The sequence below is a fragment of the Rhizobium sp. L9 genome (genome assembly GCF_002531885.1).
Classification (GTDB): domain Bacteria; phylum Pseudomonadota; class Alphaproteobacteria; order Rhizobiales; family Rhizobiaceae; genus Rhizobium.
Genome location: NZ_NWSZ01000018.1, coordinates 1 through 20,956 on the forward strand (window position 1 = coordinate 1; position 20,956 = coordinate 20,956).

A 20,956-nucleotide genomic window follows, 5' to 3' on the forward strand; every position below is an offset into this window, starting at 1 on the left:
GTTTCGGTGCCCGGGATGTAGAAGTAGCCGGTGCCGTAAGCGTCGCAGACGCGAACATATTCAACCGGTTCCGGCTCAGCAGCAACAATAGCGTCAGCAGCAAGAACCGGCGTCGATGCAGCAAATGCTGCTGCTGATGCGAGCAAAACCATTCTGATGTTCATTTACCAATCCATTCCTTTGTCGATCGGGGCTGACGTCTCATCGGGTAGTCAATTTGAAGCCGGCCCAGTTTGAACAGCCATCTCGGCGTGCGGATCGATCGAACCGCCGAACCGTCATCACACAGAAGGCGCATTCAAGCAATTCTCGATATATCTGAGAGGGGTTCGCTGGAGCAACTTTCGCCAGCAACGTGATTTTTATACAACAATTCAAATAATTAGACGACAAACGCACAAAACGACCCCGCAATGGAAACCTCCATCGCAAGCCGCAAACGCTATGCCGCATTCTCAAATCTCCATCGTTCGACCCCGCCGAACACAATGGTGAAGCACATAAACTCTACCGCCAACTAATGAACCTATACAAGGTAGCGGTGTAGAGCATGGTGTTCTGATTTCGACACCAATGAGTCAAAATGATGACAGGATGCTCATTGATGCCACACATCATAGCCGTGCAATCGTTACCAGGCTATATATTTTTCTAGCATTTTGGTGAAACTGAAGCGTTTTTTCGCGATTTTTCCGGCTTACTTTTGCAGCTAGAGCCACATTCTTCGAAAGCCGCTTCCAGGCGCCGCATTCCTGCGTGCGGGCGAATCGCCTCAGAGACCCGGATTCCGGGGCGAATCCCACGCGGTATATGCCACTGCCGGCCAGCGGTCCGTCGCAACCTATTGGCGACTTCAATCTTCGTTGGATTTGGCGTTCTCAAGAATCATGTAGTCGAGCGGCAGCTGCGTCGAATACTTGATTTGCTCCATCGCAAAGGCGGAGGAGACGTCGCGAATCTCGATCTTGGCGATCATCCGCTTATAAAAGGCGTCGTAGGCGGCGATATCGGGCACGACGACTCGCAGGAGATAGTCGACATCACCGCTCATCCGGTAGAATTCGACCACTTCGGGGAATTCGGCGACTACCTCGGAAAAGCGGCGCAACCACTCGATCGAATGGGTGGCCGTGCGAATCGATACGAAAACCGTGACCTTGGTGTTGACCTTCTCCGGATCAAGGATGGCGACCCGACGCCTGATGACGCCATCTTCCTCCATTTTCTGAATGCGTCGCCAGCAGGGCGTCGTCGAAAGCCCCACCTTCTTGGCGAGGTCAGCAACGGCAAGGGTCGAATCTTCTTGCAGCAGACGCAGTATTTTTCGGTCGAGGCGGTCCATGCGCACGTCAGTCCTTTCGAATTATTTTCTTTGTATAACCCGATTCCGCGTGAGGAAAAGAATTTTGTTTCAGGAAAGCAGCATCTTCACCCGCTCCTGCAACGCAGGAAGCAATTCTTGCTCGAACCAGGAATTGCGTTTCAGCCAGCCGCTGTTGCGCCAGCTCGGATGCGGCAGCGGCAGCACCGCCGGCGACCGGCCGGACACGAGGCTGTCACTCCAAGCCCGCACGGTCTCCGTCATATTGCCTCGTCTCTCGTCAGCCATATGCCAAGCCTGCGCATATTGGCCGACGGCCAGCACCAGCTCGATCTGCGGCATTGCCGCGATCGCCCTTTGCCGCCAGACCGGAGCGCATTCGCGGCGGGGCGGCAGGTCCGCGCCCTTGTCGTCGTAGCCAGGAAAGCAGAAGCCCATCGGCACGATGGCGAATCGGCTGCGGTCGTAAAAGCTTGCTCTGTCGACGCCGAGCCATGACCGCAGCCGGTCGCCCGATGCATCGTCAAACGGCAGACCGCTCTCATGCACCCGAAGGCCGGGCGCCTGCCCCGCGATCAGGATGCGTGCACGCGAAGAGATCACCGCCACCGGCCGCGGCTCGTGCGGCAGTCGGTGCTGAGGTCCGCTTGCCGGGGCGTCGCGACAGACGCGACAGGCGGCAATTTCCCGCCGCAGAGTTTCCAGCTTGGCTTCATCGGTCATCACCTTACTCCCATCCGACGATCCGCCTGATGAAGCGCAGCGCGTCGCCGTAACCGGATTCGTGACGGACATGATCGCGCACATCGCGCGGCCGCTCGAAAGTCCCGGCCCACAGCCCCGCCTTCGCTCCCCTCGCCTCTGCCTCCTCCTTGCCGTAGCCACCATAGGAAACGGCCATGCCTCGGCGCACCATGCTGGCATTGATGTCGCCGCCCGTCCCGCTTCGGCAGACGACAAGCAGCCTGTCGTAGCGGTCGCGCCGATCGCCCTGGCAAAGCGTTTCCGATGCCAGAACCATCTCCTGCAACACCTCCCGCGCCACGCGCCCGCAAGCCCAGGCCTTTCCCGCCCGTTCACAGCTTTGGTTGAGCTCCGGCGCGTCAATGCCTTCGAGGCGGAAGCGCTCCCCGCGCAAGGTCAGACTGTCGCCATCGGCAGCATGAAAGGCGCCTGCACGCTTGATTGTTGCTCGATCGTTGATCTTGGCGGCAATCAGCGCCAGGAGCACCAGCAGGGCAATAGCGGTCACGCCGTCACGAATCAGGCGCAGGCCACGTGTCACGCTTTCGCCTCCTTAAAAAACAAATCCTTGGCAAAGATGGCAAACATCTTCTTAAGAATTGCCGGTTAAGCTCTTATCCACCCAGGGGTGAAGTTTCAACGTGCACATGAGTACCGGCGTAAGCACATCGACCGACAAGATTATCGTCGACAGGTCGCGCAGCCACCGCAACAAGGCCGTTTCCAAGGCTGTGCGGCAGACGCGCGAACGCCTGCAGTCCGGTCATGCGTCTAATTCCGCCTTCGACCGTGACGTACTCAAGATGTATATAGCGTCGATGATGCAGGGCGCGACGATCATGCCGCTCTTCGTCGTCATCATCACCGCCCTCGGCGTCTATTTCACTCAAGATACCCAATTGCTCTTCTGGGCGCTGCTGACGCTCACCTGTCACACTGGCAACATCCTGCTCGCCCGGCGCGCGCGCCGACAGGAGATCACCTCCGAGAGCGCCCGCAAATGGCGCCGCCTGCTGCTGCTCGGCCAATTCCTGGTCGGTTGCTGCTGGGCCGTCTTCGCGCTGCAGGGGTGCGACACCTGCGAGCCGTCGAGCTTCATTCTCTACAAGGGCGCAACGTTGTTGATTGCGCTCTCTGTCACGGCGATGTCGAACTTCATGTTGACGCCAGCCGTGCTGGTCGCCTTCGCGCCGACGGTCCTGGCGCTTGGCGCCAAGAGCGGCCTGTCACGCGACCTCCTCGAAATCAGCCTGACCGGGCTCTTCACCACCACGCTCGTCTTCTTCAACTATATCAGCGACCGGCTCTTCAAATCGAACCTCAGGATCCTCTCCTACCAGTCGGAGAAGGACGACCTGATCGCCGAGCTGGAAGTGGCGAAATCGATGTCTGATGAGGCGCGCCGCCGCGCCGAAGAGGCAAACCTCGCCAAGTCCCGCTTCCTTGCCTCGATGTCGCACGAACTCAGGACGCCGCTCAACGCCATTCTCGGCTTCTCCGAAGTGATGTCGGCCGAAGTCATGGGACCACTCGCCAATCCGACCTACAAGGAATATGCGGGCGATATCCACCGCTCCGGCCAGCATCTGCTCGATCTCATCAACGAAATCCTCGACCTGTCCCGTATCGAGGCCGGCAAATACGAACTAAGCGAGGAAGCGATCTCGCTGCTCGATATCACCGAGGATTGCATCGGCATGGTGCAGCTGCGCGCCCGCGCCAAGAACATTGCCATTTCGGATCAATTCGAACGGCAGTTGCCGGCGATCTGGGCGGACGAGAAGTCGATGCGCCAGGTGGTGCTCAACCTCCTCTCCAATGCCGTCAAATTCACGCCGCAGGGAGGTGAAATCCACGTCAAGGTCGGCTGGACGGCCGGCGGCGGACAATACATCTCGATCAAGGACAACGGCCCCGGCATTCCGGAAGAAGAGATTCCCGTCGTCCTCTCGGCGTTCGGCCAGGGTTCGATCGCCATCAAGAGCGCCGAACAGGGCACCGGCCTCGGCCTGCCGATCGTCCAGGCGATCCTCGCCAAGCATGACGGACAGTTCCTGCTGAAATCGAAGCTGCGTGAAGGCACGGAGGTTATCGCCATCCTGCCGGCCAAGCGCGTGCTCCAGAGCCTGCCCGCCGTCGAAGAGGCTCAGGCCGTCGCGCGCAAGCGCAAGAGTTTTGCCTGATTCAGCGCGGGCATGTCACGCGGCGCTGAAGAAGAGGTGCTTGGCGATGACGAGGCCGAGATAAAGAGAGCAGGCGGCGATCATGCAGGTCACCGCAAAAGAGCCGAGATCTTTGGCATGTTTGCCGACAATCGAAATCTCCGGCGAAATCCTGTCGATCACCTCTTCGACGGCGGTATTCATGGCTTCCATCGAAAAAAGCCCGAGAAACAACAGCACCGCGACGACAATCTCGCCGATGCTCGCCCCTACCAGCGCCAGCGCTGCCATTGAAATGACGAAGAAGCCGAGCTCCTGGCGGAAGGCCGCCTCTTTCAGCACGCGCAGAAAGCCGGCCCAGGAATAGCTGGCGGCGGCGATGAAATGCCGAAACCCGGTCTCTTTCGTCACCGCAGGCTTCGTCAAGACGCCCCCCTCCTCTTCCCGTTGCACCACGGAGCGGGGAAAAGCTGTACCATCTCCCCATTGTTGACCAGCCAATAGCGAATCCACCCGGGCGGCGCAAGCAAAGCCCGGTGGGTCGGCTACGCCGGCCGCGGCCTTAATGCTTGTTGCTCACACCCGCCTGGGCGAAGGTCGCCATGCCGGAATGGCAGGCAGCAGCGGCCTTGACGATGCCCGCGGCAAGCGCCGCACCAGTGCCCTCACCGAGCCGCATGCCGAGCGCCAGAAGCGGCGTCTTGCCAAGCATCTCGACGGCGCGCAGATGGCCGGGTTCGCTGGAGACATGGCCGATCAGGCAATGATCGAGCGCGGAGGGATTGGCGGCTTTCAGGATCGCCGCCGCGGCAGTCGCGACATAGCCGTCGATCAGCACCGGTATGTGCTCCATCCGGGCGGCCAGGATGGCGCCTGCCATTGCGGCAATCTCGCGTCCGCCGAGCCGGCGCATGATCTCCAGGGGATCGTCAAGATGGTCGCTATGCAGCTCTACCGCTTTTTCCACCGCCGCAATCTTGCGCTCCAGCATCTCGCCTTCCGAGCCGGTGCCGGGGCCTACCCAGTCGCGCGCCGACCCGCCGTAGAGCGCATAGTTGATCGCTGCTGCAATAGTTGTGTTGCCGATGCCCATCTCGCCAATGCAGAGCAGGTCGGTGCCGCCGGCGATCGCCTCCATGCCGAAGGCCATGGTTGCGGCGCAGTCGCGTTCGGAAAGCGCGGCTTCCTCGGTGATGTCGCCCGTGGGGTAATCGAGCGCCAGATCGAAGACTTTAAGCCCGAGATCATAAGCGACACAGATCTGGTTGATCGCAGCTCCACCGGCTGCAAAATTCTCGACCATCTGCTGCGTCACCGCGGGCGGAAAGGGTGTGATGCCCTGTCTGGTGACACCGTGATTGCCGGCGAAGATCGCCACCAGCGGCCGGTTGACGGCCGGTTGACGGCCCGTCCAGGCGGCAAGCCAGAAAGCAATCTCCTCGAGCCGTCCGAGCGCGCCCGGCGGCTTGGTCAGCTGCGCGTCGCGTTCGCGTGCGGCCACCAGCGCGCGGGCATCCGGCCCCGGCAGGTCCCGGAGCAGGGTACGGAAATCGTCGAAAGGCAGGCCTGAAACGCTCATCGGTGCGTATTCCTATGAATCGGCTATTCTTGTTTTTTTGCCGCAAATCAGCTTCTTTGCGGTGGCTCTCTCTTAAAGCCGGCGGGCGAAGCGAACAACACCTAAAGCGCCGTAGCCCTCCGGCAGAACGAAACAGAATGAAGATCAAGGACTATGCGGTCGACACCGCCCGCGCCGTTGCCTTTCTGAGCCGCCTTCCGATGCCGCCAGCGCTGTTCGAAGGCTATGACGGCAGGCTCGGCCGCCTGGTGCGCGCCTTTCCCCTCGCCGGTCTTGTCATCGGCTTCGTCCCGGCGCTCGCCCTCCTGCTTCTTTCAGGCCTGCGCGCCGATCCCCTGATGGCGGCCCTGCTTGCGCTCTCCATCCAGGCTCTTGCCACCGGCGCGCTGCACGAAGATGGCTTGGCCGATACGGCCGACGGCATCGGCGGCGGCAAGAACCGCGAACAAAGCCTCATCATCATGAAGGACAGCCGGATCGGCACCTATGGCGCGATAGCGCTAATCCTCTCCTTCGCGATCCGTGCGGCCGCACTCGCCGCCATTGTCCGCCAGTCCTCACCGCTCGCCGCAGCGCTTGCCGTTGCCGCCGTCGCAGCACTCAGCCGTGGCGCTATCGCCTGGCATTGGCAACGGCTGCCGGCCGCAAAGGCCGATGGCGTGGCCGCCTCGACCGGCCAGCCGAATGAGGCGGCGATGCATTTTGCGCTCGTCTCGGCCGGTCTGCTCGCAGCACTTCTGATCTGGCCGGCATTCGGCCTGCGGCCGCTCGTCGCCAGCCTGCTCGCCACCGGTGTCGCAGGATTCGCCTTCACCGCCGTCATCCGCCGCAAGCTTGCCGGCCACACCGGCGACACACTGGGCGCGACGCAGCAGATTTGCGAAATCGCCACCCTTTGCGCCCTTGCCACCACTCTTTGAAACTCCGATATATCAGCCATGCAAACACCCTGCATTCACGTCTGCTCCATGGTTTCAACCACCGGTTTTTGCGCCGGTTGCGGCCGCACTCTTCAGGAAATCGGTGGCTGGATGAACTATACCGATGCCGAAAGGCGCGGGATCATGGCGCAACTGCCGGCGAGGCTCGCAACCGCCGCGACGATGGGCCGGATGAAAACAAGCCTCGCCGAGCGGCCGGGGCGGCCTTCATGATCCGATTCACCGTCATTCTCGTCGTGATCGGTATCGGCCTTGCCGTGCTGATCCTCAACGGCGACAGCGGCCGCATTCTCGGCTTGCAAAGTGACGAGTTCGGCCGCTTCGTTTACCTGCTGCCGATCGCACTGATGTTGTCGGCCGGGATCTGGGCGCGCAGCGTCGGTGAAACCATGCGCCAGATGATGATCTGGTTGGTCATCATCCTGGCGCTCGTGACCGTCTATCTCTATCGTCAGGAAGCGATCGGCGTCGGCAACCGGGTGCTCGCCGGTCTCATTCCTGGTCGCGCCGTCGTCGTCGCGACCAGCGAAGGTGGCGCGGAAATCATCCTGCACAAGCTGTTGAATGGCCATTTCGAAGCGGACGTCAATGTGAATGGCCGGACTGTCGAGATGCTCGTCGACACCGGCTCCAGCATGGTCGCGCTCTCACACGAGGATGCTGAACGCATCGGCATCGATCTCACGGGCCTCACCTACTCGATGACGGTCATGACCGCCAACGGCCGCAGCCGCGCGGCCCCCATTACGCTCGAGCAGGTGGCGATCGGTCCGATCGTCCGCAACAATGTTGCAGCCAGCGTCGCCGAGGACGGCCGGCTTGACCAGAGCTTGCTCGGCATGAGCTTCCTGGAGACGCTGGGCTCCTTGCAGATGCAGACGGACGAGTTGCGCATGCGGGATTGATCCGACAGAACAAATCATGCCGCCGATCCGCTCTCGGCCGGCTCTCCATTGCGCATACGGACCGCAAGTCGCCGGTCGATAAAAGCTGCAAAAAACGCTGCCGACAAGGCAAGCGACGCCGATGTCAGCAACATCGCGAACAGTGTCGACACTGCGCCGGCCTCTCGGAGAAACAGCCCGGCGATCGAAGCGATCAGCGCGGCGCCGGCGATCGACATGGCTGCGGCAAGGCCTGCAGCGGTGCCGGCGAGATGGGCGCGAACCGACATCACGCCCAGATTGGCGGCCGGAAAGGTCAAGCCATTGCCGATGCCGATGAACATACAGGGGCCGAAAAATGCCAGGACATGCGTGACGCCCGAGATCGACAGGATCAGCCCCAAGAGCAGACCCATGCACGTCGATAAACGCGCAATGACGAGCGTGGTGCTGAGCGATTTCCTCGTCCATCGGGCAGCGAAATAACTGCCCAGCATGAATCCCGCGGGAACCATTCCCATGAAGAAGCCCAGTTTCGCGCTCGATCCGCCGAGCGAGGAACTGACTGCCAGGGATGCGCCTCCGAGGAAGATATAGAGGGTGCCGGTGGAGCAGGCCATGCACAGCGTATAGGCCCAGAACCGCGCCGAACCGAGAAGCTGCCGGTAGGAAGCAAAGTAATTGCCTTTTGGTCTCGACCCGAGTCCGGTTGTTTCCTTCAGCTCGCGCATGGAAATTGCGAGGATGGCTGCGCCTATCAGGGCAAGAGCGATGAAGATCGCCCGCCATCCGAACGCTTCGTCCAGAATGCCGCCGACGCTCGGGCCGAGCATCGGCGCGATAGCCCATCCCATGGCGGCGTAGCCGATCCTGTTGGCGGCCCCGCGCTCGCCCGCCGTCTCCTTGATGGCAACGAGAGCGACGAAGAAGCAGGCGGCGATCGACGCCTGCATCACGCGAAACAACAGGAAGATGCCGATATTGGGAGCCAGCGCGCAGCCGATCGACGCGACGATGAAAATCGAAACGGCGATCAGCGCCACTGGCCGGCGCCCATAACGATCCGACACCGCGCCGGCGACAATTTCCGTCAGGGCGTTGATGATCGCATAACCCGCGACCGAAAGATTGACGATCGCATAATCGGCCTGGAACGTGGCGGCGATATTTGGCAACGCCGGCAGATATATATTGATCGGCAATACCGAAAGCGCCGTCAGCAGGAGAAGGATCGTACGCCGGGGTGTCGCAGTCGAAATCGCAGCCGCTTCCTCGGTCAGGCGGCGACCGGAAGTCTGCGCAGAATTGTCTCGTGACATGGTCTTGTCCATGGTGTCAGGGAAATTGTGGGAATCTGACGAGGCGCAGCGCGAATTCAGGGCACAAAAAAAGCCCCGTCAGGAGCTTGATTTACCGCGCATGGGGCTGATCGCCGGATGGTTACACCATCCTGCCCATGCGCCCTATCACCACGACAATAACCATTGCGATCTTCATGACCGTACAGCTAGACAGAATTTCCATCTCGTCAACGTGCGGTTTCAATGCTCGCAGAAAATGCCGGTCTCGAAACTCGCCCCGATCTGAGCACTGCAACGTGCTGGTGACCCTGGCGATAGGCGCAGTCTTTCTCGGCGAAGCCTCCGAGCTCAACATGGCGCGGCTCGCAGCCGGCACCCTTTTCATCCTGTTGGGCGCCCTGCTCGTCAGAAGTGCCTGACAGCCCCCGCATTGCGGCTGGATCGCCTTTGTTGATATCCTGCATTCGCGCAAATGGCGGAGCCCGACATGACCCCACGACAACTGAAGACTTTCCTGGCCGTCATCCGGCACGGAAACCTCACGCGCGCCGCTGCCGAGGTCAATCTCGCTCAGTCGAGCCTCAGTGATCAAATCCAGGCACTCGAAGAGGAGATGGGCGTTGAACTCTTCCTCCGCTCCCGGCAGGGCGTCGCTCCCACACCGGCAGGCATGACACTGAAGACCCATGCGGAAGAGATACTGGCGCTGAGCGATGAGGCGCAGACCGCCGTCCGTGTTGCCGCCGGCATTTCCGGATCCTCTATCACCCTGGGCACGCTCGAAACCATTGCCGCTGAAAGGCTGGCGCCCTGGCTCTCCCTCCTCCGCAGGCAAAATCCCGATCTCGGTCTCAAACTCAAGGTCGGTGGCAGTGGCGAGTTGCATGCGAAATTGCAGCATGGCTCGGTTGATGTCGTCTTCACGTTCGATCGCGGCCAGCAGGACGAGCGCTTTGTGACACGCCGCGTCGCCAGCGAGCCGCTGGTGCTGATTGCCGCCGGCAGCTCGCAAATCCCGCCGCCGGAAAGCCTCACAGCCCTGCACACCGCCCCGTTCATCGCAACCGCGGCCGGCTGCGTCTATCGCCACCTGCTCGATACCGCCTTTGCCGAAGCGGGTTTAGCTCCGCCGACCGTCGCCACGGAGGCCGACAGCATCGCAACAATCATCCGTCTCGTGGCATCAGGCGCCGGCTACGGCCTGGTCCCAAGTCTTGCGGTGGGCCCGTCCATTGCGCGCGGCGATCTCGTCGAACTGCCATGGCCCGGCCGACCGCTTGCTACCTCGCTGGTGATGATGTGGCGACGTCGGCGCGTCCAACCGCCGCACATCGCTTTGCTTCTGCAATCGGCCAGCGAAAATCTTTCGCCAGTCAGACCAGCCGATGCCCGCCTTCGACATGCAGGGTAGTGCCCGTGGTGAAACCGTTGCCGATCAGGAAACGGATCGCATCGGCTATATCCTCGGGCTGCCCAACCCGCCCAACCGGCAGGAGCTGCGCCATCGCATCCAGCCTCGCCTGCTTGGCATCACCGGCAACGAAGCTCCAGATCGGCGTGTCAACCCAGCCCGGCGAGACCGCGTTGACGCGGATGGGCGCCAGTTCAACGGCAAGCGCCCTGACCAGGCCTTCGAGTGCCGCATTGACGGCCGCGACCATCGATCCGCGCGCGAGCGGCCGATAGGCCGCAATACCTGAGGTGTAAGTGATCGAACCTGACGACGGCAGTCGGGAGGCGCCATATTTCGCCAGCAGCAGCGGCCCGTATAACTTGCTCTGGACCACCTTTTCTGCCGCCGCCAGCTCGAGCGACGACAGCAGCTGATAGGCTCCCTCGATTTCCGCCGCCGTGCTGACGATATGATCGACCGGTCCGCACTCCCGGAACAGCGCCGCGACCTCCTCCTCCCGGCCTATATCGACGACGTGGGTTCGGAGTTCCGGGTGGTCGCCGAGATGACGGCAAGCTGTCGCAAGCTTCTCCTGACCGCGCCCGGCAATCGTCACCCACGCCCCCTCCTCGAGCAGACGCCCGGCAAGTGCCAGCCCCATGCCCGAACTGCCGCCGACAATTATCACCTTCTGACCTTCGATGCTCATAACAGCTGTCTCGCCTCTCCATTGGAATGAGACAGCAGATGCCTCCGCCGGACGCGAAAGAAAAACGGAAGAAGCCGATAGCACTATCGGCTTCTCCGATCATCGACGTTCAAGCGGTCAGTTGCGCAGCCGATACCCCGTCTTGAAGATCCAGCCGAGCGTTCCCAGGCAGATTGCCAGGAACATGGTGATCATCGCCAAGCTGATCGCCGGGTTGACATCGGCGATCCCGTAAAAACTCCAGCGGAAGCCGCTGACGAGGTAGAGCACCGGGTTAAAGTGGCTGACCGCCTGCCAGAATGGCGGCAGCATGCTGACGGAATAGAAACTGCCGCCGAGAAAGGTCAGCGGCGGCACCACAAGCATGGGAATGAGGTTCAGCTGCTCGAAATTCCCGGCCCAGATGCCGATCATAAAGCCGAACAGGCTGAAAGTGATCGCGGTCAGCAGGAAGAACAGGATCATCATGAAGGGATGTTCGATCCTGACATCGACGAAGAGATTGGCGGTCAAGAGAATGATGACGCCGATAATCAGGCCCTTGGTGGCCGCCGCCCCGACATAACCGAGCAGTATCTCCGTCATCGCCACCGGCGCCGACAGCACCTCATAGATCGTGCCGGTGAACTTCGGGAAGTAGATCCCGAAGGAGCCGTTGCTGATACACTGCCCGAGCAGCGTTAGCATGATGAGGCCCGGTGTGATGAAAGCACCGTAGGATACGCCCTCCACTTCCTGAATACGCGAACCGACTGCCGCTCCGAAGACGATGAAATAAAGTGAGGTCGAGATGACCGGCGAGATGACGCTCTGCAGCAGCGTGCGGCGCGTGCGCGCCATCTCGAAGAAGTAGATCGATTTGACCGCTTCGAAGTTCATTTGCCCGCTCCCACCAGCGCTACGAAGATATCTTCGAGCGAACTCTGCCGCGTCGAGAGATCCTTGAAATGGATATTGTTCTCGCCGAGCCGGGTCAGCAGCGTCGCGATGCTATCCTGCTCGTTATCGGCGTCGAAATCATAAGTCAGGCGGCTTCCGTCGGCTTCGAGAGTGAGGCCATTGCCTGCAAAGCAGTCTGGCAGCCGGCTTAGCGGTTCCGCCAAATCGAGGATGAGCTGCTTGCGGCCGAGCTTGGCCATCAACGCCGCCTTTTCCTCGACGAGCAGCAGCTCGCCGCCATTGATGACGCCGACACGGTCGGCGATTTCCTCGGCCTCTTCGATATAATGGGTCGTCAGTATGATGGTGACGCCCGAAGCCCGGAGTTCTTCGACGACATGCCACATGTCCTTGCGCAGAGTCACGTCGACGCCAGCGGTCGGCTCGTCAAGGAAAAGAATATCCGGCTCGTGGGAAAGCGCCTTGGCGATCAGCACCCGTCGTTTCATGCCGCCGGAGAGCTGACGCAGCGTATTGTCCTTCTTGTCCCAAAGCGAGAGCGCCCGCAGCACCTTCTCAATATGCGCTGGATTGGCCTTCTTGCCATGCAGCCCGCGCGAAAAGCTCACCGTGTTGAACACCGTCTCGAACTGGTCGGTCGTCAACTCCTGCGGCACCAGTCCGATCATCGAGCGGGTCGCGCGGAAATCCTTTACGACATCTTGGCCGGCCACCAGCACGCGACCGCCGCTCGGATTGGCGATGCCGCAGATGATCGAGATCAGGGTCGTCTTGCCGGCGCCGTTCGGCCCGAGCAGAGCCAGGATCTCGCCCTTCTCGACATCGAGGTTGATGCCCTTCAGGGCCTCGAACCCGTTGGCATAAGTCTTCGTCAGGTTCTGAACGGAAATAATGGGGGTCATGCAGGACTCTTGCAGATGCTCGAAGTATTTCGGCCCGCTATATAGTCACTCTGTGACGCTTTGACATCCTTCGGGAACATGAACACTGCATTCACGCCTCGCCAACACCCTCGCCTTCGTGAAGCCGATCACCCATCGGCGACAAGCCGGCGATAGCCGGCTTCCGATTGCCATCGCCCGCCGGCAATTCTCCCTGAAAGAAAGGCAGCGGTCGGCTCCGGATGTCATCATCCGGTGATATTCATGCTTGATAAGAGAGCCGAGGCAAGCACCGGCATCCGCCCCGCCGCCCATTCCTTTGCGGAGCCGTCTTACCGGCGTTCTCGTTGCGCCCTTTTCCGCTGCCTCGGCGTGTAATGAAAGTTATTGTTCAGTCACCAAGCGTTTGGAACCGGCCAGTATCCTTGTGCAGCCGCGTTCGTCTCAGCCGGCCTCTGCGCCGGCTTTTCTTTTTGATGCGTCGTTGCAGCAGGTGGCCGCCCTCGTCCTTCGAGGCGTCGGCCATAACCCGAAGCCTCGAAGGACGAGTGCGGTTGGGAGGCAGTAGATGCTAACCCTCACAATTCATCATAATTGAACCAATCGAAATCCGCCGTCTTCCCTCGCCCCGACGTATCGAAGGCGAACACGCCGGCAAAGGCGCCTGTGAAGGAGCCGTGCTCGCCGCGTCCGCCCTCGTCGGAAATCACGCCGGCGTCGAGGACAGGGCCGATCGGCTGCCAGGCGCCCTTGCCTTCCGTCTGCCAGAAGAATTGCAGGTCATTCTCGCGGATTTCCATCGCAAGCTGGACACGGCCCGCGGCCGGGATCGCTACACCGCTTTCAGCGGGAAAGCTCAGGCGACTGTTCGGATAGTCGCCATTGCAGGAGAGGATCGTCACGCAGCGGCCGAGCGTTTCGTGCAGCGTCACGGCAATCGCGTGGAACTTATGGCGATTGTAGTACTGCGTCAGCCCCGCAACCTGCTGATAGGTGTCGGGCGAAAATTCGATCACAGTCTCAGCGCGGAAACTATGATGCTCCTGCCGGCGCGCGACCAGCGACTGCTCGAACCAGGAGCCGATGCTCTCGCGTCCGATCAGCCTGAGATGGCCGGGTCGATCCGTCAGGCTGAAGATGCGCCCGGGCTCGGGCGTGCGCAGCCACTGGAAATCAGCCGGCAGCTTGCCTCCATCGAAACTGTACTCGCTGCGCATCGGCTTCTCCACCGGCACAGCACCCAAGGGAGCCGGCACATCGACATCGGGCACTGAGGTGCCGTTTTCCAAATAGAGCCAATCGTCGTCGCGCCAGACGCATTTCTGCAGGGACGTTTCGCGCCCCAGCGTGCATCGCCGTTTCGGCGGCAGCGGCCGGCCGCTGAGATGAGTGTGATAGGCCTGACCATTGGGCGTCTCGACATATTGGCCGTGCCCTGCCCGCTGCAGCACCGCACCCGGATGATCCTTCGAGGTGATCAGATGCATGTTTGGATGCATCTCATAGGGCCCGTCGATGCGGCGCGAACGCGCCATGGTGACGGCGTGGTCATAGCCTGTGCCGCCCTCGGCGGTCGTCAGGTAATACCAGCCGTTCTTTTTGAAGAGATGCGGGCCTTCGACGAGGCCGAGCGGGCTCCCGGCGAAGATGTTGCGGATCGGGCCTTTCAGCACCTTCGCCTCCGGATCCCATTCCTGCAGCAGGATGCCGTCGAAGGCCGGCGATTTCGGAGAGCCACCGAAGCTTTCGGTACGGTGGTTCCACTGCATGTTGACGAACCATTTGCGGCCGTCATCGTCGTGGAAGAGCGAGGGATCGAAGCCGGAAGAATTTACATAGACCGGCTCGGACCATTCTCCCTCGATCGAGGGAGAGGTCACGATGTAATTATGCGCATCCTTGAAATTGCCGTCGAAACGCTTAACGTCGGTATAGACCAGCCAGAACTGCCCGTCGGCATAGGAAAGGCACGGGGCCCAGATGCCGCAGCTATCGGGATTGCCGCGCATGTCGAGCTGCGAGGCGCGCTCCAGCGGCCGGCGCACCAGAGTCCAGTTCACCAGGTCTCGCGAATGATGAATCTGCACACCCGGATACCATTCGAAAGTCGAGGTGGCGATGTAATAATCGTCGCCGACGCGGCAGATCGACGGATCGGGATTGAACCCGGGCAGGATGGGATTGCGGATCATGGCGGCTCCTCCGAAATAAAATGTGGTACGTACGTCAGATTAGCGTGGCTATCTCGCCTTCCCCTTCTCCCCAGCGGGGAGAAGGGGCAAGCAGCACTCCCATCTCTCTCTTAGTCCCGCTCCGCCGACTTCGCCCAGAGATTGATATCTGCCTCCTTGGCATAGACATCAATCTCCTTCAGTTCCTCAGCCGAGAACTCGATATTATCCAATGCCTTGACGCAATCGACGATGTGCGAGGAGCGGCTGGCGCCAATTAGCGCCGAAGTCACGCGTCCGCCGCGCAGCACCCAGGAAATCGCCATTTGCGCCAGCGTCTGGCCGCGCCGTTCGGCGATCTCGTTCAGCTTCCTGATATTGTCGATGATCGAGGGACGGATGAAATCGCGCTTGAGGAAATGATTCTGCGCCGCTCGGCTGTCGTCGGGAATGCCGGCGAGATACTTGGTCGTCAGCATGCCCTGGGCGAGCGGCGAGAATACGATCGAACCCATGCCGACGTCATCGAGCGTATCGAGCAGCTTGTCATCCTCGACCCAGCGGTTGAGCATCGAATAGCTCGGCTGGTGGATCAGGCAGGGCGTGCCGAGGCTCTTGAGGATCGCGGCGGCTTCGCGGGTGCGCTGCGAATTGTAGGAGGAGATGCCGACATAGAGCGCCCGGCCGGAGCGGACGATATGATCGAGCGCGCCGCAGGTTTCCTCGAGCGGCGTCTCCGGATCGAAGCGATGCGAATAGAAGATATCGACATAATCAAGGCCCATGCGCTTCAGGCTCTGGTCGCAGGAAGCAATCAGGTACTTGCGGCTGCCCCACTCGCCGTAGGGACCCGGCCACATATCGTAGCCGGCCTTCGAGGAGATAATCAGTTCGTCGCGAAGCCCGGAAAATTCGGTGCGCAGTATCTCGCCGAAAGCGGTCTCCGCGCTTCCAGGAGGCGGCCCGTAATTGTTGGCGAGGTCAAAATGAGTGATGCCGAGGTCGAAGGCCGTGCGGCACATGTCGATCTTGCGGTCATGCGACGTGTCATCGCCGAAATTATGCCAAAGGCCGAGGGAGACGGCCGGCAGCTTCAGACCGGAGCGGCCCGTGCGGTTATATTTCATCTTCGAATAGCGGTCTGCGGCCGGTTGCCAGCTCATCTGAATAACTCCTGATAAATTTCTAATATCGTCGTCATTCCACACCTCGACCCAAGAGATCGCCGACGGCAGCCCCTCATCCGCCTGCCGGCACCTTCTCCCCGTAAACGGCGCGAAGGGAGATGCCGCACCGGCTTCCTCCAAACTCAAAACTGCGTTTTGGCACGTCCCCTCTCCCCGTCCCAACGGGGAGAGGGCTAGGGTGAGGGGCAGCCATCGGAGCGAGCCGGACAGCCGTGGGACATGCCCGAACGTAACGAAACTATTGGATCAAACGCGCCGATCCGGCAAGCGCCAAGGCGCACGCGCTCTACCTCAACAGCGCCTGCGCCTCTTCGATACCAAGCGCGGCCGGCTGCGTGCAGGTCGTCGTGAGCTCGATGAAGCGGCCCTCCTCGCCCGATTTCAGGATCGAAGTCATGACGTCGACCCCGTGCAGCGTGCGGTCGAGCGAGCAGCGCGCGTCGCGTCCCTCGATCAGCGCCATCGCCATATCGGCAAGGCCGGCCGTGCGATAGTTGGCGCGCGCCCCGTTCGGGTTTTCCTGGTTGATCTTGCCAAAGGGATGATCCCAGTCTTCCAGCGGTTTGATGTCCTTGTCGCGGCCGCTGGCTTCGACGGTGCCGCCGAAAAAGTTCGGGTCCGGCACGTAAAGCGAGCCGTCGGTGCCGTAGAGCTCCATATTGGCATGGCGGTGCGACCACACATCCCAGCTCGCCGACAGCGTCACGGTGGCGCCGCTGACGAATTCAAGCAGCGCCTGGATCGTTGTCGGCGTCTTCACCGGGATGATCTCACCATAGCGCGGCTGGCTGGTGATCGTGCGGGTTTCCGATGCCATCGAGGTCATCGCGCCGACGCGCTTCACAGGGCCGATCAGGTTGATCAGATTGGCAATGTAATAGGGCCCGAGATCGAGGATCGGACCGCCGCCCGGCAGGAAGAAGAAATCAGGGTTCGGGTGCCACATCTCCATGCCGGGGCTCATGACATAGCAGGCGCCCGAAGTAACCCGGCCGATGCCCCCGTCATCGATGAACTTGCGGGCAAGCTGATGGGCGCCGCCGAGGAAAGTGTCCGGCGCGCAGCCGACGGCAAGATTCTTCGCCTTGGCGATGCGGCGAAGCTCTTCGCCCTGCTCGAGCGAAAGCACCAGCGGCTTTTCCGAATAGACGTGTTTGCCGGCCTCGAGGATCGCCTTCGATACCGGAAAATGCGCATCCGGAATCGTCAGGTTGACGACGACGTCAATCTCGTCACTGGCGAGCAGTTCGTCGATCGTCTGCGCTTTGACGCCGTATTCCTTGGCGCGCGCGTCGGCAGCCTGAATATTGATATCGGCGCAGGCCAGCACCTTCAGCCCCTTGAAGAGCGGTGCCAGCGAGAAGTAGGTGGTGGAGATGTTGCCGCATCCGATGATGCCGACGCCAAGTTCCCTGGTCATGATGTACCTCAATAAGTCTGGAAGGATGCAATCGAACGGCTGATGTTGCGGTCGATGTCTTTCGGATTGTCATGTTCGACGACGAAGTGCTTCGCCTTGGTGCCACGAAGTGCGGCAATCAGCTTAGCCCACTCGACCCTGCCATGGCCGACATCGGCCCAGCCATCTTCATCTGTCGCCTCGCCGGCCGGCGCGATGTCCTTGACGTGAACTGCGGTGATGCGCGAGCCGAGCTTGTCGATCCAGGCGAAGGGATCGGCGCCGCCGCGGATGACCCAGGCGATGTCGGCTTCCCAGGAGATATCGGGCGCGCCTTCGAAGATGCGCTCGATCGGCAGCGAGCCGTCAGCCAGCTTGACGAATTCGAAATCGTGATTGTGCCAGCCGAACTCGTAGCCGGCATCTTTATAGGGCTTGCTCATTTCCTGCAGACGCTTGCCGAAAGCCAGCCAACCGGCTCCGTCCGAGGGGCGCTGGTCTGCCGCCAGATGCGGGGCATAGATCGAATCCATGCCAAGTATTCTGGCGATGTTGAGCGACTTCTGAACTTCCTTATCCAGGAAGTCGGGGCTGAAATGGCCGCTCGCCATCACGAGGCCGTTCTTGTCGAGATCGGCGCGAAGGCTCTTCAGTCCCGCATCGTCGAGATCGGCGTAGATGCCGCCGAAGCCTTCGACTTCGGCATAGCCTGATTTGCCGAGCTTTTCGAAAATCACAGAATAGGGCTGGAAGTTGCGCGCGCTGTAGAGCTGGTAGCTGAGTTTCGTCATCTTATTCTCCTTGGGCCTCGTACCCGTTTCTTGGAAGGATCAATCTGCCGATTGGCAGGAATGCAGGTCGTAGAAGCGGAATTCCGGCAGCTTGCCGCGTTCGAGTTGACGTGCCGGGGTGAAGGTGATGCGGCGGCTCTCGCCTGCCGCCAGATCGAACGCATTGTCGGAATATTTGCCGTCCGTCTCGCTCTCGATCATCACGAAGAGCGCAAGTCCCTTAGCGGTGACGTTGATGTCGACGGCGCCGCTCTTCTCGACATATTCATGGGTAACGGTCAGGCCCGACGGCTCCAGCTCCAGCGCCTTATACGTGCCGTTGACATAGTGCCCCTCGCCGCCCATGCCGTTCGACGCGGTGAAATGCCAGGCAAGCAATGTTCCCTCGGCAATCTCGGACACATCGATTGTCGCAGCCGTCACCGCCGCATCCGGCGAACACATGGCCTGCACGTCTTTCAGATGCTTCCGCTCGCCCTTCATCGTCAGAAGCGATATCGACAGATCGATGCTGACATCTGAAAGCGTGTCGTTAACGAGCGAGAAGCGGATCGTCTTGCAGTCCTCGGCGGGAATGGCGGCGACCGCGACCGGCTGGAAGAAACGTTTGACGAGATAATGCATCGCCTTCCAGCGCCCGCCATAATCGAGGCTCGACCAGGAGGCGACCGGCCAGGTGTCGTTGAGCTGCCAATAGATCGTGCCCATGCAATGGGGCTTCAGCGATCGCCAATATTCCACCGCCGTCTTGATCGCCAACCCCTGCTGGATCTGGGAGAGGTAGACGAAATTCGGGAAATCTTTGGGAAAGCGGAAATAGCGGAACATCGTGCCGGCGATGCGCTCGTTGCCGCCAGCATTCTTCTGGTGCAGCTCCATGACGGGAGAAGCGATATTCATATCCTTCTCCTCGGCATATGTCCTGATGACAGGCAGCGAGGTATAGGACTGGAAGCCGAATTCCGAGCAGAAGCGCGGCCGTACCGACCGGTAATTATCGAATGACTTGTTCTCGTGCCAGACCGACCAGTAGTGCATGTCGCCGGACCCGTCCGCATGCCAGGCATCGCCGAAATCGAGATAGCCGGAAGCCGGGCTCGAAGGCCACCACAGCGCACCGGGCAGCGCCTTCTTCACCGCCTGCTCGATCGTCCGATTGAGGCGGTCGTAGGAGACGAGGTAGCGGTCGCGGTCTTTCCGTGATTCCTCGAACCAGGTCAACGCGCCGACAAGCTCGTTATCGCCGCACCATAGCGCGATGGAGGGATGCGACGAAAGCCGGCGAACCTGGTAATCCACCTCGACCGCCACATTGTCGAGGAAGTCGTCGGTCGAGGGATAGAGATTGCAGGCGAACATAAAGTCCTGCCAGACCAGGAGGCCGAGCCGGTCGCAGAGATCGTAGAAATGATCCTGCTCGTAGAAACCGCCACCCCAGACACGGATCATGTTCATGTTGGCGGCTTTCGCCGATTGCAGCAGATCTTCAGTCTTCTCGGGCGAAGACAGCGAATAGAGCGCATCGGCCGGAATCCAGTTGGCGCCGCGGCAAAAGATCTCGCGGCCGTTGATCCTGAAGGCGAAGCGGGCGCCTGCTGCATCCGGCGTAGTGACCAGCTCGATGGTGCGAAGGCCGATTTGCCTGGTCACCACCTCGTCGGACACTTCCACCGACAGCGTGTAGAGCGCCTGCTCGCCGCTGCCGGAAGGCCACCAGAGCCGCGGCTCGTCGATATGGAAGAGATAATTGACATCAGTCTCGCCCTTGACGCCGACGTCGAGGCGCACCCGTTCGCCGTCGAACTCGAAATAGATCTGGGTGACGCCGGCATGCTTGGAATAGAGGCTCGCGGTGACCGTCAGGTCGACCGAGCCGTCATTATTGTGGACCTGGCGGGTGACGACATGTTCGATGCGCGCCGTTTCGAGCTTCTTCAGAGCAACCGTGCCGTAGAGGCCGAGCGGCGCAATGGCGATGTTCCAGTCCCAGCCGAAATGGCATTGCGGCTTGCGCAGCATGTTGCCATCGGGGATCGGCGAATTGCCGGTGCTGTAGGGAATGTAGAAGGGCTGCTTTTTCTGCCGTTCGGCGCCGACGCCGGGGTTGGAGGCAAAGACGATGCGGATGGAGTTGTCGCCCGCTTTCAGCATGCTCGAGACATCCGGCCGGTAGCGGCGGAAGCTATTGTCAGCTTCGAGCACCAGAAAGCCGTTGACGTGGACGCTGGCGACCGTGTCGAGATAGTCGATATCGAGATACCAGTCGCCTTCGACCTCCTGCAGCGTGAAGCTGCGCTCGACCGCCCATTCACGCTGGGCAACCCACTGCACCTTCTCCTCGTTGCGACCGAAATAGGGATTAGGGATCAGGCCGGCCCGATGCAGCGCCGTGTGCACGTCGCCTGGTAGGGTGATGACGCTTTTGATCTCGCCATCAACGGAGGTGAGCTGCCACGAACCGGAAAGGTCGATGCTGGAAGGGGTCGATTGTTGCGTCACGATTTCATTTCCGAATTGCAGTTTTTGAAGAGGACGGCGCATGATCGCCATCCGGTAGCTGTCGTTCGTTAGGGGCCGACTTGGCGCCCTTTTC

22 protein-coding genes are annotated in these 20,956 nt (G+C 60.8%); 7 read left to right on the plus strand and 15 right to left on the minus strand.

What is annotated here, in order from left to right; translation table 11 throughout:
- The 4 genes from CO660_RS18410 to CO660_RS18430 form a co-directional block, all read right to left on the minus strand.
- On the minus strand, positions 1-164 hold a 164-nt coding region (locus CO660_RS18410; protein ID WP_176536315.1), incomplete at its 3' end, for a porin.
- Positions 165-853: 689 nt separating this feature from the next.
- Complete coding sequence (locus CO660_RS18420; RefSeq protein ID WP_097599945.1) at positions 854-1,342, minus strand: Lrp/AsnC family transcriptional regulator; 489 nt, start codon at positions 1,340-1,342, stop codon at positions 854-856.
- A 69-nt stretch (positions 1,343-1,411) separates the two neighbouring features.
- Complete coding sequence (locus tag CO660_RS18425) at positions 1,412-2,044, minus strand: uracil-DNA glycosylase family protein (RefSeq protein WP_097599946.1); 633 nt, start codon at positions 2,042-2,044, stop codon at positions 1,412-1,414.
- A 4-nt stretch (positions 2,045-2,048) separates the two neighbouring features.
- Complete coding sequence (locus tag CO660_RS18430) at positions 2,049-2,606, minus strand: thermonuclease family protein (RefSeq protein ID WP_097599947.1); 558 nt, start codon at positions 2,604-2,606, stop codon at positions 2,049-2,051.
- 106 nt (positions 2,607-2,712) lie between these two features.
- Here CO660_RS18430 and CO660_RS18435 point away from each other — a divergent pair, with 106 nt between their 5' ends.
- A complete protein-coding gene (locus CO660_RS18435) occupies positions 2,713-4,248 on the plus strand; it encodes a HAMP domain-containing sensor histidine kinase (protein ID WP_097599948.1) in 1,536 nt (511 codons plus the stop codon).
- Positions 4,249-4,263: 15 nt separating this feature from the next.
- Here CO660_RS18435 and CO660_RS18440 read toward each other — a convergent pair whose 3' ends face one another.
- The gene (locus tag CO660_RS18440) at positions 4,264-4,653 is read right to left on the minus strand and encodes a diacylglycerol kinase (RefSeq protein ID WP_097599949.1); all 390 of its coding nucleotides are present in this window, start codon (positions 4,651-4,653) and stop codon (positions 4,264-4,266) included.
- Between the two features lie 136 nt (positions 4,654-4,789).
- Complete coding sequence (gene cobT / locus CO660_RS18445; protein WP_097599950.1) at positions 4,790-5,806, minus strand: nicotinate-nucleotide--dimethylbenzimidazole phosphoribosyltransferase; 1,017 nt, start codon at positions 5,804-5,806, stop codon at positions 4,790-4,792.
- Positions 5,807-5,943: 137 nt separating this feature from the next.
- Here cobT and CO660_RS18450 point away from each other — a divergent pair, with 137 nt between their 5' ends.
- Genes CO660_RS18450 through CO660_RS18460 form a run of 3 tightly spaced genes read left to right on the plus strand, consistent with a single transcriptional unit; the run spans position 5,944 to position 7,652 of the window.
- Positions 5,944-6,726, plus strand: a complete 783-nt coding sequence (locus CO660_RS18450; protein WP_097599951.1) for an adenosylcobinamide-GDP ribazoletransferase — start codon at positions 5,944-5,946, stop codon at positions 6,724-6,726.
- An 18-nt stretch (positions 6,727-6,744) separates the two neighbouring features.
- Positions 6,745-6,960, plus strand: coding sequence for a DUF1289 domain-containing protein (locus tag CO660_RS18455; protein ID WP_097599952.1), 216 nt, complete (start codon positions 6,745-6,747; stop codon positions 6,958-6,960).
- The gene (locus CO660_RS18460; protein WP_097599953.1) at positions 6,957-7,652 is read left to right on the plus strand and encodes a TIGR02281 family clan AA aspartic protease; all 696 of its coding nucleotides are present in this window, start codon (positions 6,957-6,959) and stop codon (positions 7,650-7,652) included. Before CO660_RS18455 ends, CO660_RS18460 begins: the two co-directional genes overlap by 4 nt.
- A gap of 14 nt (positions 7,653-7,666) precedes the next feature.
- Here the strand turns inward: CO660_RS18460 and CO660_RS18465 are convergent, their stop codons facing one another.
- On the minus strand, positions 7,667-8,950 hold the full coding sequence (locus tag CO660_RS18465; protein ID WP_097600085.1) for an MFS transporter: 1,284 nt from the start codon (positions 8,948-8,950) through the stop codon (positions 7,667-7,669).
- On the opposite strand from CO660_RS18465, the gene CO660_RS33355 reads away from it, so the two are divergent.
- The 3 genes from CO660_RS33355 to CO660_RS18470 all read left to right on the plus strand — a co-directional run bounded on the left by CO660_RS33355 (position 8,949) and on the right by CO660_RS18470 (position 10,343).
- Positions 8,949-9,218, plus strand: a complete 270-nt coding sequence (locus tag CO660_RS33355) for a hypothetical protein (protein WP_176536314.1) — start codon at positions 8,949-8,951, stop codon at positions 9,216-9,218. The genes CO660_RS18465 and CO660_RS33355 overlap by 2 nt on opposite strands.
- Before the next feature lie 10 nt (positions 9,219-9,228).
- Positions 9,229-9,351 (plus strand): hypothetical protein, encoded by a 123-nt coding sequence (locus CO660_RS34320; RefSeq protein ID WP_259668339.1) that lies wholly within the window; start codon positions 9,229-9,231, stop codon positions 9,349-9,351.
- A gap of 68 nt (positions 9,352-9,419) precedes the next feature.
- A complete protein-coding gene (locus CO660_RS18470; RefSeq protein ID WP_097599954.1) occupies positions 9,420-10,343 on the plus strand; it encodes a LysR family transcriptional regulator in 924 nt (307 codons plus the stop codon).
- Here the strand turns inward: CO660_RS18470 and CO660_RS18475 are convergent.
- The 8 genes from CO660_RS18475 to CO660_RS18510 all read right to left on the minus strand — a co-directional run bounded on the left by CO660_RS18475 (position 10,306) and on the right by CO660_RS18510 (position 20,862).
- The gene (locus CO660_RS18475) at positions 10,306-11,034 is read right to left on the minus strand and encodes an SDR family oxidoreductase (RefSeq protein WP_097599955.1); all 729 of its coding nucleotides are present in this window, start codon (positions 11,032-11,034) and stop codon (positions 10,306-10,308) included. The two genes, CO660_RS18470 and CO660_RS18475, sit on opposite strands and share 38 nt — an antisense overlap.
- Before the next feature lie 117 nt (positions 11,035-11,151).
- Positions 11,152-11,913, minus strand: a complete 762-nt coding sequence (locus CO660_RS18480; protein WP_097599956.1) for an ABC transporter permease — start codon at positions 11,911-11,913, stop codon at positions 11,152-11,154.
- A complete protein-coding gene (locus CO660_RS18485; RefSeq protein ID WP_085778446.1) occupies positions 11,910-12,836 on the minus strand; it encodes an ABC transporter ATP-binding protein in 927 nt (308 codons plus the stop codon). The genes CO660_RS18480 and CO660_RS18485 overlap by 4 nt, the downstream gene beginning before the upstream one ends.
- A 557-nt stretch (positions 12,837-13,393) precedes the next feature.
- On the minus strand, positions 13,394-15,007 hold the full coding sequence (locus CO660_RS18490; protein WP_097599957.1) for a glycoside hydrolase family 43 protein: 1,614 nt from the start codon (positions 15,005-15,007) through the stop codon (positions 13,394-13,396).
- A gap of 110 nt (positions 15,008-15,117) precedes the next feature.
- Positions 15,118-16,149, minus strand: coding sequence for an L-glyceraldehyde 3-phosphate reductase (mgrA, locus tag CO660_RS18495; RefSeq protein WP_097599958.1), 1,032 nt, complete (start codon positions 16,147-16,149; stop codon positions 15,118-15,120).
- A 310-nt stretch (positions 16,150-16,459) separates the two neighbouring features.
- Positions 16,460-17,593 carry a Gfo/Idh/MocA family oxidoreductase gene (locus CO660_RS18500; protein WP_097599959.1) on the minus strand — a complete coding sequence of 378 codons (1,134 nt, stop codon included), beginning with the start codon at positions 17,591-17,593 and terminating at the stop codon, positions 16,460-16,462.
- Positions 17,594-17,601: 8 nt separating this feature from the next.
- On the minus strand, positions 17,602-18,363 hold the full coding sequence (locus tag CO660_RS18505; RefSeq protein WP_085778451.1) for a sugar phosphate isomerase/epimerase: 762 nt from the start codon (positions 18,361-18,363) through the stop codon (positions 17,602-17,604).
- A 39-nt stretch (positions 18,364-18,402) separates the two neighbouring features.
- On the minus strand, positions 18,403-20,862 hold the full coding sequence (locus CO660_RS18510) for a glycoside hydrolase family 2 protein (RefSeq protein ID WP_097600086.1): 2,460 nt from the start codon (positions 20,860-20,862) through the stop codon (positions 18,403-18,405).
- Positions 20,863-20,956 lie beyond the last annotated feature (94 nt).